This is a genomic window from Eubacterium sp. 14-2 (genome assembly GCF_000403845.2).
Lineage (GTDB): Bacteria > Bacillota > Clostridia > Lachnospirales > Lachnospiraceae > Petralouisia.
Genome location: NZ_KE159567.1, coordinates 233765 through 249502, shown reverse-complemented (window position 1 = coordinate 249502; position 15738 = coordinate 233765). Strand labels below are relative to the sequence as shown.

At 47.2% G+C, this 15738-nt stretch carries 13 protein-coding genes; 12 read left to right on the top strand and 1 reads right to left on the bottom strand.

Going from position 1 to position 15738, the window contains the following annotated elements; translation table 11 throughout:
• Positions 1-14 precede the first annotated feature (14 nt).
• Positions 15-1307, bottom strand: a complete 1293-nt coding sequence (locus C805_RS08430) for a S1C family serine protease (protein ID WP_016213384.1) — start codon at positions 1305-1307, stop codon at positions 15-17.
• Positions 1308-1691: 384 nt separating this feature from the next.
• On the opposite strand from C805_RS08430, the gene C805_RS08425 reads away from it, so the two are divergent.
• From C805_RS08425 to C805_RS08370, 12 genes are all read left to right on the top strand, one after another.
• A complete protein-coding gene (locus C805_RS08425; RefSeq protein ID WP_016213383.1) occupies positions 1692-4061 on the top strand; it encodes an endonuclease MutS2 in 2370 nt (789 codons plus the stop codon).
• A gap of 31 nt (positions 4062-4092) precedes the next feature.
• Positions 4093-4794 carry a response regulator transcription factor gene (locus C805_RS08420; RefSeq protein WP_016213382.1) on the top strand — a complete coding sequence of 234 codons (702 nt, stop codon included), beginning with the start codon at positions 4093-4095 and terminating at the stop codon, positions 4792-4794.
• Positions 4791-6203: a sensor histidine kinase gene (locus C805_RS08415; RefSeq protein ID WP_016213381.1), complete on the top strand. Its 1413-nt coding sequence runs from the start codon at positions 4791-4793 to the stop codon at positions 6201-6203. Before C805_RS08420 ends, C805_RS08415 begins: the two co-directional genes overlap by 4 nt.
• Positions 6204-6469: 266 nt before the next feature.
• Complete coding sequence (locus C805_RS08410) at positions 6470-7312, top strand: transketolase (RefSeq protein WP_016213380.1); 843 nt, start codon at positions 6470-6472, stop codon at positions 7310-7312.
• 4 nt (positions 7313-7316) lie between these two features.
• On the top strand, positions 7317-8252 hold the full coding sequence (locus tag C805_RS08405; protein WP_016213379.1) for a transketolase family protein: 936 nt from the start codon (positions 7317-7319) through the stop codon (positions 8250-8252).
• Positions 8253-8320: 68 nt separating this feature from the next.
• Positions 8321-9046, top strand: a complete 726-nt coding sequence (deoC, locus tag C805_RS08400; protein ID WP_016213378.1) for a deoxyribose-phosphate aldolase — start codon at positions 8321-8323, stop codon at positions 9044-9046.
• Between the two features lie 32 nt (positions 9047-9078).
• Positions 9079-9807: a deoxyribose-phosphate aldolase gene (gene deoC, locus C805_RS08395; RefSeq protein ID WP_016213377.1), complete on the top strand. Its 729-nt coding sequence runs from the start codon at positions 9079-9081 to the stop codon at positions 9805-9807.
• 250 nt (positions 9808-10057) lie between these two features.
• Positions 10058-11575 (top strand): FGGY-family carbohydrate kinase, encoded by a 1518-nt coding sequence (locus C805_RS08390; RefSeq protein ID WP_016213376.1) that lies wholly within the window; start codon positions 10058-10060, stop codon positions 11573-11575.
• 304 nt (positions 11576-11879) lie between these two features.
• Positions 11880-13178, top strand: a complete 1299-nt coding sequence (locus C805_RS08385) for a transaldolase family protein (protein ID WP_016213375.1) — start codon at positions 11880-11882, stop codon at positions 13176-13178.
• Positions 13179-13268: 90 nt separating this feature from the next.
• Complete coding sequence (locus C805_RS08380) at positions 13269-13703, top strand: RpiB/LacA/LacB family sugar-phosphate isomerase (protein ID WP_016213374.1); 435 nt, start codon at positions 13269-13271, stop codon at positions 13701-13703.
• A 321-nt stretch (positions 13704-14024) separates the two neighbouring features.
• Complete coding sequence (locus C805_RS08375; RefSeq protein WP_016213373.1) at positions 14025-14744, top strand: GntR family transcriptional regulator; 720 nt, start codon at positions 14025-14027, stop codon at positions 14742-14744.
• 144 nt (positions 14745-14888) lie between these two features.
• The gene (locus tag C805_RS08370) at positions 14889-15734 is read left to right on the top strand and encodes a class II fructose-bisphosphate aldolase (protein WP_016213372.1); all 846 of its coding nucleotides are present in this window, start codon (positions 14889-14891) and stop codon (positions 15732-15734) included.
• Positions 15735-15738: the final 4 nt, after the last annotated feature.

Here is a 15738-nt window from a genome sequence, read left to right as displayed (position 1 = left end):
CTCACTAAAAAAATTTATTTTAATACGCCTGCTGTTGCCGTACAGTCCAGTTCCACATATTCCTCACCGCTCTGGCGTTTCACGGTAATGGTTATGACATCTTCCGGATTCAGTGCATAAATACGCTGATTATACTGCTCCACATTTACAAGTTCTTCTCCGTTTATTTTTACAATTACATCTGCCTCCTGAATCCCCGCAGCCATTGCAGGAGAATCCATTACCACTGATTTCACATAAACCCCTTTGGGAATCTTATACTCATCTGCAATATCATCTGTTACGGTACTCAGACGCAGACCCACATAAGGAATATCACGGTTATTGGACAGATCTTCTATCACCTGTTTCAGCTCTGAAATGGACAGGGCCGTAATGGTATTCCGGTCGCTGCTGCTGCTGTAATCCTGCAGTACAAGGCCTACAATTTCACCTTTCAGATTGATAAGCACACCGCTTCCGCTGGCACTTCCCACGATATCAGTGGTGAAAATCGTATAATTTCTGTCTATGGTGGAAACCTCATTTCTGGAAGACGTAATGGTTCCGCATAAAATAGAATAATTTGCTCCCAGCGGACTTCCAATGGCCAGCACTGTGGTCCCCTGCTCAATCATATAGGAATTGCCCAGAGATGCAATAACCACCTGTTCCATGACTGTTTCCGGGATTTCCGTCAGCGGAACACCGATTACTGCAATTCCCGTATTACCATCATACTTCTTCAAAGCAGCAGATACCATTGTATTATCCGCAAATGTAATGCTGATAGCCTGCGCATCCGCAATCACTTTTTTCTCTGTCAGGATCAGAAGTTCCTGCCCGTTATTCCCGATAATAATTCCTGCAGCCCGGTTTTCATTTTCATAAGGGGTGTTAAACCAGTCGATGCCGCTGGTTACCCCGGTCACAGTTACCACAGATTTATTGGCCTGTTTTCCGATGGCATACAGTTTATTCTGCAATGCCTGATAATCCTCAATCTCCAGCTCTTCCCGCACCACCACAGTCTGATTTTCCGGTTCCGGCTCAGGCTCTTCTTCCTCCTGCAGATTCTCCGCATCCTCTTCTTCCTCCGGAACATCATCCCTTGGAATACTGATGGTGGATTCCTCCGGCGGACAGAACCACTCCTCCAGATATGGTCTCAGAAAAACAAATACAAAACAGGCAACTGCCCCAAAAATCACAGCGCAGAGAAGATTATAGCCCATACGAATCAGAAGACGTTTTTTATTGATCGGTTTGTCCTTTATCTTCTCCTTAATAAACGCAAATTCCTGCTCATTCTGCTCCGGTTGTTTCATGGCACGTCCTCCTGAAAAAGCATATTACGTTCACCCTCCATGCCATACATATCCTGTCTCCCGATTTATGGTGAACTGTTATTACATAGATATTATACGTTTTTCCCCCGCTTGTTGCAAGATTTTTATTTTTAAGGTATAATATCGCCAGATATTATGGCCCCCATGGGCACAGGTACCATATTTCATTGCGCAGCAATTAAGGTATAATCTGCCTTGAGGAGGGGCCCACTCTGTGGGAGGAGCCCTGAAGGCAAAAGGATTCGTACTGCTCTGCTGTTTTGTATTTATTTCGCCAGATATTATGGCCCGTATGGGCATAAGTACCGTTTTTCCTTCATCGCATCCCGCACCTTCAACCACAAAATAATAAGGATTAAAATTATGAATGATAAAGCACTGAACACATTAGAATACTACAAAATTATAGATATGCTGTGCAGCCATGCAACCTCTGCCACCGGCAGAGAACTCTGCCGGAACCTGAAACCTTCCACAGACCTGGCAGAAATTCAGCTTGCTCAGCAGCAGACTTCCGATGCACTGACCAGAATTTTTCAGAAAGGTTCCCTTTCTTTTGCCGGCACCCACAACCTGGGAGCCTCTTTCAAACGCCTGGAAATCGGCGGTACCCTGAGCATAGAAGAGCTGCTCAGAGTTGCTTCCCTGCTGGAAGTGGCAAAACGCGCCAGAACCTATTCCCGCAGTGAAAGAGAAGACGTAAAGCCGGATTCTCTGGATGAATTTTTTTCTGCCATCGAACCTCTTCCCTCCCTTCTGGGAGAGATTCGCCGGTGTATCCTGTCGGAGGATGAAATCGCAGACGATGCTTCCGCGGCCCTGAAAAATATCCGGCGTTCCATCAAAAACACCAATGAGAAAATCCGAAGCCAGATGAACGACATGTTAAACAGCAGCCGGAACCACTTACAGGATGCGGTAATTACCATGCGGGGCGGACGTTACTGCCTTCCGGTAAAAGCCGAAGCAAAAAGTCAGGTCCCCGGTATGATTCACGACCAGTCCTCCACAGGCTCCACCATTTTCATTGAACCCATGGCCGTGGTAAAACTCAACAACGACCTGCGGGAACTCCACATGAAAGAACAGGAAGAAATTGAAGTGATTCTCGCCTCTCTGAGCAATCTTGCGGCAGAATCCGTTCCTTATTTAAAGAGCAACTACGAAATACTCACAAAACTTGATTTTATATTTGCAAAAGGTTCCCTGGCCAGACAATATAACGGTTCCGCCCCCGTTTTTAATCAGGAGCACCGTATCCGTATCCGCAAAGGACGTCATCCTCTGCTGGACAGCCGCAAGGTAGTGCCCATTGACATTCATCTGGGGGATGAATTCCATCTGCTGATTGTAACAGGCCCCAACACCGGAGGAAAAACCGTATCCCTGAAAACAGTGGGACTTTTTACCCTGATGGGCCAGGCGGGACTGCATATTCCCGCTAACGACCGCTCAGAATTATCCGTATTTGAAGATGTATTTGCAGACATTGGTGATGAGCAGAGTATTGAGCAGAACCTGAGCACCTTTTCCTCTCACATGACCAATATTATTACTATTTTAAAAAATGTCAGTGAAAATTCACTGGTGCTTTTCGACGAGCTCTGTGCCGGAACAGACCCCACAGAAGGAGCAGCTCTGGCCATTTCCATTCTCTCAAAACTCCACAGCTTCGGTGTACGCACCATGGCCACCACCCACTACAGCGAGCTGAAAGTATTTGCCCTCTCCACCCCCGGCGTGGAAAATGCCTGCTGTGAGTTTTCCGTGGAAACCTTAAGCCCCACCTACCGGCTGCTGATTGGTATTCCAGGGAAAAGCAACGCTTTCGCCATTTCCGGAAAACTGGGCCTTCCGCCGGAAATCATTGAGGATGCCAGAAGCCGCATGACAGAGCAGGACGAAAATCTGGAAGATCTGATTTCTGATCTGGAGACCAGCCGGATTACCATGGAAAAAGAACGTCTGGAGGCAGAACAGTACCGTCAGGAAACAGAAGCCCTGAAACGCCGCATGGAAGAAAAACAGGAACGTCTGGACAGCCAGCGGGAAAAAATCATCCGCCAGGCCAACGAAGAAGCCCATGCCATTCTCCGGGAAGCAAAAGCAGTGGCCGACCAGACCATTAAAAATTTCCACAAATACGGACAGGGCGCCGCCACTGCCAGAGACATGGAACAGGAACGCAGCAAACTCCGGAATAAAATGAACTCACTGGAAAAAGACATGTCCATGAAGCAGAAGGAAACCGCCAACCACAAAGTCCCCAAAAAGCTGCGCATCGGAGACTCCGTAAAAGTCCTGAGCATGAACCTGAAAGGCACTGTCCACACTCTGCCAAACGACAAAGGAGACCTGTACGTTCAGATGGGCATTCTCCGTTCCCTGGTCAACATCAGAGACCTTGTGCTGTTAGAAGAACCCTCTCCATTCAGCAATAAGAAGAAATCCACGGGAACCGGAAAAATAAAGATGTCAAAATCCGCTTCTGTTTCCACAGAAATCAACCTGATCGGAAAAACCACAGACGAAGCCATTGCCCTGCTGGACAAATATCTGGACGATGCTTACCTTGCCCATATGCCCTCTGTACGGATTGTACACGGAAAAGGCACCGGGGCATTACGCAAAGCCGTACACGGACATCTGAAACGGCTAAAATATGTAAAATCTTTCCGGCTTGGTGAATTTGGAGAAGGAGACTCCGGCGTCACCATAGCAGAATTTTCATAAGACAGCCCACTGTTTCCCAAAGGAGGTATTTATGGCAGCAAAACAGAAAATCCTGATTGTAGACGACGATGTAAATATTGCCGAGCTGATTTCTCTCTATCTCACCAAAGAATGTTATGACACGCGCATGGTACATGACGGAGAAGAAGCGCTGGCTTTATATGAGCAATACCGGCCCAACCTGATTTTACTGGACCTTATGCTTCCCGGCATTGACGGATACCAGGTATGCCGGGAAATCCGTGCAAAATCCGGCCTTCCCATCATTATGCTTTCCGCCAAAGGAGAAATCTTCGACAAAGTGCTTGGACTGGAACTGGGCGCAGATGATTATATCATGAAACCTTTTGACTCCAAAGAACTGGTAGCCAGAGTCAAAGCTGTGCTCCGGCGCTATCAGCCCTCCCGGCCGGATGCATCCATTTCCGATATCAAATGTGTGGAATATCCCGATCTTACCATCAACCAGACCAATTATTCCGTTCTCTATTACGGAAAACCCGTGGATATGCCTCCCAAAGAGCTGGAACTGCTCTATTTTCTGGCTTCCTCCCCAAATCAGGTATTCACCAGAGAACAGCTTCTGGACCATATCTGGGGCTATGAGTATATCGGCGATACCCGTACCGTAGACGTCCATGTCAAACGTCTTCGGGAAAAAATAAAAGATCACCCCTCCTGGAGTCTTGCCACCGTCTGGGGGATCGGATATAAATTCGAGGTAAAACAGTGAAACGAACCCTTTATCCAAAACTTTTACTGGGGTATGCCGCCTTTGGTATCCTTGGCTTTCTCACCATTGCCATCTTCACCTCCCGGCTGACCCTGAATTACATAGAGCGGGACACTGCCTCTGACCTGTACCGGGAATCCAATCTTCTGGCTGCCAACTATGCCGCCAACTATTACCGGGGCACCATGACGCTGGAAGATGTAACCTCCCATTTTGTGGCGGTGGCCACTTACCTGGACGCGGAAATCCGAGTAGTCAGTCTGGACGGAAAGGTGCTGATCACATCCGGCTCTAATACCTCTTCCAACACCATCGAAGACTTTGATATCACTGCCTTTGGCACCAGCTACTACCAGACAGGTACCTTTTTTAACACCTTTCCGGAAGAAACCCTCTCCGTATTTTCTCCTATTACCATCAATTACAAGGTACGGGGCTATGTGCTGATACACAAGCCCGTCCGTGACCTGATTGCTCTGAAAGACGGATTTATCAATATCGCCTATATGACGCTGGCTGTGATTTTTCTCTGTGCCTTTGTGCTGATCGGACTGTTCACCTGTACGGTTTACATTCCCATCCGGAAAATCACACGGGCAGCCAGGGACTATTCCGAAGGGAATTTTGATACCCAGATTAATATCCAGACCAATGACGAAATCGGATATCTGGCCGCTTCCCTGAATTACATGGCTGCAGAACTTTCCACCCTGGAAGATGACCAGCGCAAATTTATTGCCAACGTCTCCCACGACTTCCGCTCCCCCCTGACTTCCATCAAAGGATATGTGGAAGCCATCATGGACGGCACCATCCCCCATGAAATGCAGGACAAATACCTGAACATTATCCTGTTAGAAACGGAACGCCTGAACAAACTGACCCAGAGTATGCTGGAACTGAACAAATACGGAGCCAGAGGCACCATGCTGGACATCAGCAGCTTTGACATTAACAACACCATCAAACTGGTAGTACAGTCCTTTGAAGGCATCTGCCAGGAAAAGAAAATTTCCTTTGAGCTGATACTGACGGGACATACCTCCTATGTCTATGCAGATATGAGTAAAATCCAGCAGGTACTTTACAACCTCATTGACAATGCCATCAAGTTCAGCCACCCGGATTCCACCATCACCATTGAAACCACGGAAAAAAACGAAAAGGTTTTCATTTCGGTAAAGGATACGGGGATCGGCATTCCCAAAGACAGCATGAAAAAAATCTGGGAACGCTTTTACAAGACAGACTTATCCCGCGGAAAAGACAAGCGGGGCACCGGACTGGGCCTTGCCATTGTCAGAGAAATTATCTCCGTTCACAACGAAAATATCAACGTAATCAGTACAGAAGGCGTGGGCACAGAGTTTATCTTTACCCTGCCTCTGAATCAGGACAACCGGGATTAAAGGGCCGGCCAAATCCGGCCATGGTACAGGCTGTTTTCTGCCTCGGAGCAGCCTCCCCCTGTCTGTCACCGCACGCCCGGAAATCAAATACATATACACATCTGCTTTTTGCGGCCAAACCCCGGTTTTAAGCCGCAGTTCTTCATCTGAACAGTTCAAATCTCCATAATACAACTTTTTAAAATTTACGTTGACAAAGGCCATGTTATATTATATACTTGTATATACAAGGTAAGATAAGAATAAACAGGTAAGGTGGTGATACCGTGAATCAGGACTTTCTTCACTCCCTGGAGCAGAAAGCAACTCTTTGCCGGTTAAATGTCAGCCGGATGATGCGGGCCAGCGGCCACGGCCATATCGGCGGCGCATTTTCATCCATGGACATTGTAACCGCACTGTATTTTTACAAAATGAAGGTGTGGCCGGAAGATCCGGACCGGGCAGACAGAGACCGCTTCCTGCTGTCAGCAGGACACAAGAGTATGGTCCAGTACGCTGTACTTGCGGAAATGGGATTCTTCCCAAAAGAACTCCTTGACACTTACGGCTCCCTTCATTCCAGACTTCCGGGACATCCCAATATGCACAAGCTGCCGGGGGTGGAAGCCAACACCGGCGCACTGGGACATGGACTGGCCATTGCCGCAGGCATGGCAATGGGATTACGTCTGGACGGTAAACCTTCTCAGGTCTATACGATTCTGGGAGACGGAGAACTGGCAGAAGGTTCCAACTGGGAAGCAGCTGCGGCAGCCGCCCATCATAAGGTGGACAATCTCACAGCTTTTGTGGATTTCAACGGTCTTCAAATCAGCGGCAAAGTGACAGAAGTAATGAACTTCACTCCCATTGATGAAAAATTCCGGGCCTTTGGCTGGGCTGTCCGTGAAATCGACGGAAACGACATGACACAGATTGTGGAAACACTGGACGCACTTCCTTTTGAACCAGGAAAACCCTCCATGATTGTGGCCCGCACCGTCAAGTCCAAAGGACTGAAACAGGGAGAAGGAAACCCGGCGTTCCACTACTGGAATGCCAGCCCCGAAGAATGCGACGCACTGGACCGGGATCTGATTTCCATGCTGGATGAAAAGGAGGAGTGAAATTATGGGCGAATGGATGGACCCCAGAAAAACCTTCGGGAAAGCAGTTACAGAGCTTGCTCTGGAAAATAAAGACATCGTAGTGCTCTCTGCTGACAGCGGAAAAAGCTCCGGCTTTACAGAATTTATGGAAAAATATCCGGAACGGTATTTTGAATGCGGCATAATGGAACAGACTGCAATCGGCATTGCATCAGGACTTGCAGCAACCGGAAAAATCCCCGTATTCTGCGCCATTGCACCTTTTGTCACAGTCCGGCCCTTTGAAATGTTCAGAAATGATCTGGGTTATATGGAACAGAATGCCAAAATTGTAGGCAGAAACTGCGGCATCACCTATTCTGACCTTGGTGCAACCCACCATTCTCTGGAGGATTTCGCATTGATGCGGATGATTCCGGGAGTAACCATACTGGCGCCCCAGGATCCCGGCGAGATCATCGGCGCTGTCCAGGCAATGATTGCACACAAAGGCCCCGTTTACATGAGAATCGGCAATCCCAAAATCGAAGTATTATTTGAACAGGAGCCCTTTGTCATCGGAAAAGGCCGGAAAATCAGAGAAGGCAGCGACATAACCCTTATCTCCACAGGTTCCGCTACTGCATTTGCCATAAAAGCGGCAGAACTGCTGGAACAGGAAGGGATACATACAGACCTGATTGGAATGCCTTCGGTATGGCCTCTGGATGAGGAAATGATTCTGGAATCCGCCGGCAAAACCGGGCGTGTGGTGACCCTGGAAGAACATTATATAAAAGGCGGTCTGGGAACCATGGTTCTGGAAACACTGAATGCGGCCGGCATGAAAGTCCCGCTGCATATGCACGGAATTCCCCATCTGTATGCCGGAAACGGGCCTTATGAAGAGCTTCTGGCATATTACGGACTGGATCCCCAGGGAATTATGGAGACAGTAAAAAAAGTCTGTGAAAGCTGACATGCCTGACCGGGCCTGTGCCTTCACAGCAGGGTGGTAATTTTACATACACAAAGGAGGATTTAACTATGGTGGATTTATCAAAACTGACAAAATGGGAAATGGGAAAATTATTTGACTATGCGCTGCTGCCAAAGCAGACAACAGAAGCTGAAATCCGCAAAGGATGTCAGGAAGCCATCAAATACAACTGCAAGGCTTTCTGCTACTCTTCTTCTGAATGGACACCGGTAGTAGTAGAAGAACTGAAAGGAACCGACCTTCTGGTAGGCGCAGCCATCGGATTCCCCTTTGGTCAGCAGTCCAGCAAAGTAAAGGCATTTGAGACAGAAGAAGCCGTTCGTCTGGGCGCTACCGTTCTGGACAACTGTATGAACGTAGGCGATTTAAAAGACAAAAAATACGACAAAATCCGTGCGGAATTTAAAGAATATGTGGATGCTGCTCAGGGCGTTATGACCAAAATGATTATCGAAACCTGCTTCCTGACAAAAGAAGAAATCGTTACCGCTACCGAGCTGGTGTGCGAAGCAGGCATTGACTGGGTAAAAACCTCCACCGGACAGTATGCAGGACCTTCCGTTCAGGATGTTATGCTGATGGTTGACGCTGTGAAAGGCTCCAAAACCAAAATCAAAGTATCCGGCGTGAAAGACCCAAGACCTCAGAACGCTTTCTGTTTCCTGAGAGCAGGGGCAGAACTGATTGGAACAAGAGCTGCAGTGGAAATTCTGGATTCTGTGGACGATTTAAGGAAAATGGGACTGATTCCCGCTTATACCGGGGATAAATAAACACAGACAGAAAATGACAGGAGGGTTTTTCAATGATTGATTTATCAAAAATGACAAAATGGGATATGGGAAAATTATTCGATTTTTCCGTACTTCCAAAACAGACAACAGAAGCTGAAATCCGCAAAGGATGCCAGTTGGCAAAAGAATATAACTGCAAGGCTTTCTGCTTCTCCTCTTCCGAATGGACCCCCATCGTAGCGGAAGAACTGAAAGGGACAGACATCATGGTAGGCGCAGCAATTGGATTCCCCTTCGGCCAGCAGTCCAGTAAAGTAAAGGCATTTGAGACAGAAGAAGCCGTTCGTCTGGGCGCTACCGTTCTGGACAACTGTATGAATGTAGGCGATTTAAAGGACAAAAAATACGACAAAATCCGTGCGGAATTCAAGGATTATGTGGATGCTGCTCAGGGCGTTATGACCAAAATGATTATTGAAACCTGCTTCCTGACAAAAGAAGAAATCGTTACCGCCACCAAACTGGTGTGCGAAGCAGGCATTGACTGGGTAAAAACTTCCACCGGACAGTATGCAGGACCTTCCGTTCAGGATGTTATGCTGATGGTTGACGCTGTAGAAGGCACCAAAACAAAGGTAAAAGTTGCCGGCGTCAAAGACCCAAGACCTCAGAACACCTTCTGCTTTATCCAGGCAGGAGCAGAGATTATCGGAACGAGAGCCGCTATGGAAATTCTGGACGCAGTAGACGATCTCAGAAAAATCGGCCTGATTCCGGCTTACGTTGGTGACAAAGAATAATCCGTAACGAATTTTTCACATCGGATGTAAAACAAACAGGTTCCGGCGCAGACCGGAACAGACACACAGACAGAACAGATATGGAATCATACGGAAAGGGCAGTGTTCATCCCCAAACCCCAAATACAAATTGCCATTGTATTCCTTACTGACCTGATAAAACGGAACCTGCACGGACGGTATCTTTTATATCTGCTGACAAATATTTCGGGGTTTTAAAAATTTTCAAACAAACGAGGAGGATTTTATTATGGCACAATATTTAGTTGGACTTGACGGTGGTACCACCGGATGCAAAACCTGTATTTTTGATCTGGACGGAAAACTGATTGGAAGCGATTACCGGGAATATCCCTGCTATTATCCGAAGCCAGGATATGTAGAGCAGCTGACAGAAGACCTGCTTCCTGCATTTTATGACAGCATTAAGACCACCATTGATAAAACCGGCATCAACCCCAAAGACATCATTGGATTCGGCTTCTCCAGCCAGGGTTCCGTAATCGGACTTCTGGATGAAAACGGGGAACTGATCCGCCCATGGGTTGGATGGCAGGATTTACGAAGTGAAGGCGAAGGCATCCAGTATCTGTTAGACAGAATTCCCAGAAGCGAAATTTACAAACAGACCGGTGACCCGGTGGGAACCACTTTCTCCAATGGAAAACTGGCATGGCTGAAACTCCATGAGCCGGAAAACTTTGAGAAAACAGCCATGTTTGCCACCATGCAGGATTATTTCCTGAAAAAATTCGGTGCAGACGGATATTATACCGATTACTCTTCCGCCAGCCGGGAAGGTATGATGGATATTGACAATGAATGCTGGTCCAAAGAACTCCATGACATTCTGGGCATTGATTTGTCCAAACGTGCCACCATCGTAAAAGAGCCTGGTAAGGTTGTGGGACATATCGGAGAAGAAGTATCCGCAAAAACAGGTCTTCCCGTTGGAACTCCCATCTGTATCGGCGCTCATGACCAGAACTGCTGTACCTTCGGCGCAGGCGCAGTAAACGACGGAGACGCTGCCCTTGTACTCGGTACTTTCGGCTCCTGCTTCGTGGTTTCTGACAAATCCATCCGCGACCCCAAAGAACGTCTGGTAGTAAAAGGCAATCACGGATGCGGCAACTTCACCATTGAAGCATTTGCCAATACTGCTGCATCTGCATACAGATGGTATCGCGACACTTTCTGCGATTATGAAAAAGAAGCAGCAAAAACCTCCGGAAAAGATCCCTATGATCTGATTAACGACCAGATTGCAACTTCCCCCATCGGAGCAAACGGAGTAACATTCCTCTCCTTCTTACAGGGCGCCGGCGGAGCAAGAATCAACGGAAAAGCAAGAGGTTCCTGGATTGGTATGACGCTGGGAACAACCAAGGCAGATATGGCCCGTGCCGTTATGGAAGGTATCTGCTATGAAATGTACGATATTATCCGTGCAGAAGAAGAATCCGGCATTAAAATCGGCAAAATCCGTCTGGCCGGCGGAGCAGCAAAATCTCCATTGTGGTGCCAGATGATGGCTGACATCTTCAAACACCCCATTCAGATTCTGGAAAACGGAGAAGCCGGATGTCTGGGCGCAGCTCTCTACGCAGGCGTTGGCGTAGGTGCTTACAAAGACTGCCACGAAGCAGCAAAAGTAGTCCGCACTACCAAAGAATACACGCCGAATCCGGACAACTTCGCAGCTTATGACGCAGCTTACCAGAGATTCTGCGACATTTACGACGCACTGGACAAAAAGATTTTCTAATCCGTCATACATGTACTGCAGGCACAGGCCCTCCCTCTGGCTTACGCCTGCAGAACAGGACGATTTCTGTTTCCGGGAAGGAAAGTTTTACCTGCCTGCCCTTTTCCTTCCCGGACTGACAGAAATTCTCCGTAACAGTACAATCCCTCACTGTTACATTTATTTGCCCTCTTAATTTTGTTTTGCTTTATATTTAATTGTATATACATGTATAGTTATATCGGGTCTTTCTGTCGGCAGTAACGTTTTTCGGACAAACCATCTTCCAGACAGAGAGCAATTACTGACAGGAGGTTACAAGAAAATGAAAATCAATTTAAAATCACTGGGACTGGAAACCGTCCGGGGGGAGGAATCCCTGGTGGAACGGATTCTGGATATGCCCCTTGATCAGGAAGAATATCAGCAGCTTAAAAGCATTGGAACATACATCGGTGTAACTGACCAGTTCAAAGATGTAACTGAAACTTTCCAGGTTCCGGAAGGGGAAACGCCCGCAGGATTTAAACGGGAACTTGTACTGGAAAAAGACGGGGTTATCCGCGCAGATCTGGTAAGAGATATTTCTTATGATAAAAACGGTATCCTGCGTCCCACCAGAGTCCTTTTTTCCGCAGACAGCGCCAATCCTTATGAAGTGGCTCCCATCAGTCCTCTGCTTTCCAATCTTACCTGCAATCCCGGTATTATTTACGACCTGTTCCTGAACAATCCCAAAGCCAATGTAGGAAATGTCTACAAAAACCGGGATGAAGTTATGGCAGAAATCGGAAAAATTCTGGGGCCGGGATGCGACATCAGTGTGGAGCTGAACAATCCTTTTGAAGAAGATTTCAATAAGATTCTGGAAGAAGCTGAGAAATTCAAAGAAATGTTCTCCAAATACAGGGTCGTAATCAAAGTGCCTCACACAGGCGCAGTTACACCTCAGAATGTGGGACAACTTCTGACCGGCAGTAAAAAACTGGATAAGCGCTTCGACCAGACTGAGACAGAACATGCGCTGCGGGGCCACAATCTGGCACTGAAGCTGCACGAACACGGATACCGGGTGAACTTCACACTGATGTTTGAGCCCTTCCAGACCCTTATGGCACTGCAGGCAAGACCTTATTTTATCAATACTTTCCTGCGCCACCGTCTGGTACAGTCCCAGACCATTCTGAACTATCTTCACATGTATGATGCCTCCGGCGATTCCGCTGTTTTAGAACAGCTGCGGGATTACTTTATTTCCTGTGACTATTACACTGAAGCAGACAAAGGCATCTCACTGGAAGAAGTGCTTCGCTTCGGCCGGGATCTGATTACCTACCGTCATTTTGAAGACTCTCAGGGCAGCGACGGACTGGACGGTATGCGGCATAACCTCCGGGTTCTGAAAAACTGCAACATGAAGGATACCCGTCTTATCGTATGCTCCATGGAAGGGCCTTACAACTATCCGGATATTGACAAACTTCTGGCTGAACCGGAATTCCAGGATATGAATCACAAAGTAGTCATCACTGCTGAGCCCCAGTATCTTGCAAGATTCACATCCACCAATCAGGTTATCAGCTACCAGAGAAGATTTATGAATGCGGCAAAAGGACAGAGTTAATCCTCAAATCTGCTTTCACTGCTGCATGTGAGAATTATACATACGCTCATTTTTACCCTGTGTAAAAATGACAGTCAGGGAGGAAGTATCATGAAAATCGTATTTGGATGTGATCCAAACGCACAGGATTTTAAAGAACAGCTGATGGCCTACACGGAAAGTCTGGGATATGAAACGTCTGATTTTGGCAGCGATGATCCCATCTATGCAAACACCGCATTCCGCGTAGCCCAGGCAGTTGCCGCAAAAGAATTTGACCGCGGAATTCTCCTGTGCGGAACCGGTATCGGCGTATCCATCGCCGCAAATAAAGTAAAAGGTGCTTACGCAGCATGTATTCACGACGTATATCAGGCTCAGAGAGCCGAGCTGTCCAATCATGCAAATATCATTACCATGGGTGCCCAGGTTGTGGGCATCGAACTGGCCAAAGTCATGATAAAAGAATATCTCTCCCAGACCTTTGACCCTAACGGAAGATCCGGGGCCAAGGTGCAGAGAATCACAGACTTTGAAAATGAATAAAAAAGAATGCGCATAGCGCATTCTCCGCGCGCGAGCGGCCCACCACAGCGCCGATATGAAATGAAGACAGCAAAGGCTCCGGTTACCCTGAATGTAAAAGGCTCCGGGGCCTTTTCGCAATCTTGACAGTAAATCTCTAATATCCTATAATATTAATGTGGTAATTTTTTACATTCACAGTATGGATGATGGTTCAAACCGGCCCGCAGAAGGCTGAAAAGACAGTCATTTATAAATGTATTGAAAGAGGATGAAGCGTGTATCTTCCGTGCAGCGGACAGCCAAATCATCTGTTTTCAATAGATGAGGAGGAGAACATAAATGTTAGACAGAAATAACCCCAAACCGTTATATCAACAACTTATGGATATCCTGATCGATGCCATTGATTCCGGCAAATGGGAAGCGAATAAGAAAATTCCGTCAGAAAATGAACTCAGCGCCACCTATGGCCTGAGCCGCATGACTGTCCGTTCTGTTCTGACAGATCTGGTAAAAGAAGGACGCCTTTACCGGGTGCAGGGTATCGGCACTTTTGTAGCTGAAAAAATAGAAACATTCAGCCCATCCTACATTGGAATCCGGGAACAGCTGGAAAAAATGGGCTATGAAGTGGCCACAAAAATTATTGAATGCGGTATAGAACCATGCAGCGCTACCGTTGCAAAGCATTTAAAACTTCCCAAAGAAGCGCCTGTTTTTAAAATCAAGCGGGTGCGCTGTATCAAGGGAGGCCCTATCAGTATACATATTTCCTATGTAAACTCTTCCTACAGTAAAACACTGACGCCGGAAGCTCTGGAAAAGGAACAGCTGTGCATTCTCCTCAATCAGAACTACGGTATCAAGCGGAAAAAGGCTCTGGAAACTCTGGAATCCGTGCAGGCCTCCGAAGGAGAAGCTGCCCTTCTGGACGTGGAAAAAGGATATCCTCTGCTGCTGCTGAAAGATATTCTTTATTCCGAAACGGACGAGCCCTACGAATACACAAAAGTAGTCTTCCGGGGAGATAAAATCAAAATCCGCCTGCAGTATGAATAACTGCATTCTGCAGCTTTTCATACACATACATATTTCAGCTAAACTGCACTCTGCTTCCAGGCTGAAATCAGGTTTTTCAGGAAGAGTTTTGTTGTACCTTTTCCTGTATATACATGCATGATATTGTAAAAGGAGGAATAACATATGTCAGACAACAGATTTATCCATGTATTAAATGAAGCCAGACAGAAAAATATTGCTGTGGGAGCAGTGAATATTTTCAATTACCTGACTGCAGATGCCGCTGCAGAAGCTGCCCGCCAGCTTAACGTAAACCTGATTATTCAGACATCCGCCGGAACCGTGGAACATTTCGGCGCAAAACGGTTATACGATATGGTAGATTCTCTGCGAAAAGACCTTCCCATCGAGGTTGCGCTTCACCTGGACCACTGCCGGAACAAAGAGCTGGGAATGCTCTGCGTCGACACGGGATGGGACGCCATAATGATGGATTTTTCCCATCTGCCCTTTGAGGAAAATATCAAAAATACCAGAGAACTGGCAGAATATGCCCATGAACGCAACGTGGCCATCGAAGGAGAAATCGGTATCATTTCCGGTGTGGAAGAAGATATTGTCAGCGATACGGCAGTGGGCGCAGACTATGAAGAAACCATGGAATTTATTCAGCGTTCCCGGATTGACGCCATTGCTCCCGCCATCGGAACTGCCCACGGTATTTACCATGGCGTACCTAAAATCAATTTTGAACTGGTGGAACGCCTTGGAAAAGAAACCACGCCCGTGGTTATCCACGGAGGTTCCGGACTGTCCGCAGATACTTTTATCCGGCTGATTGCCGCAGGCGGCCGGAAAGTCAACATCTCCACCCTGGTGAAAAACGCATATCTGGACAAAATCCGTGAGCTGGTTCTCTCTGATAAGAAATATGCGCCCATTCCTTTTGACACGGAAGTAAAACAGGCAGTGGTTCAGGAAGTTCAGAAACACCTGAAAGTCTTCTCAGGACTCAGCAAAGAATTTTAAATGA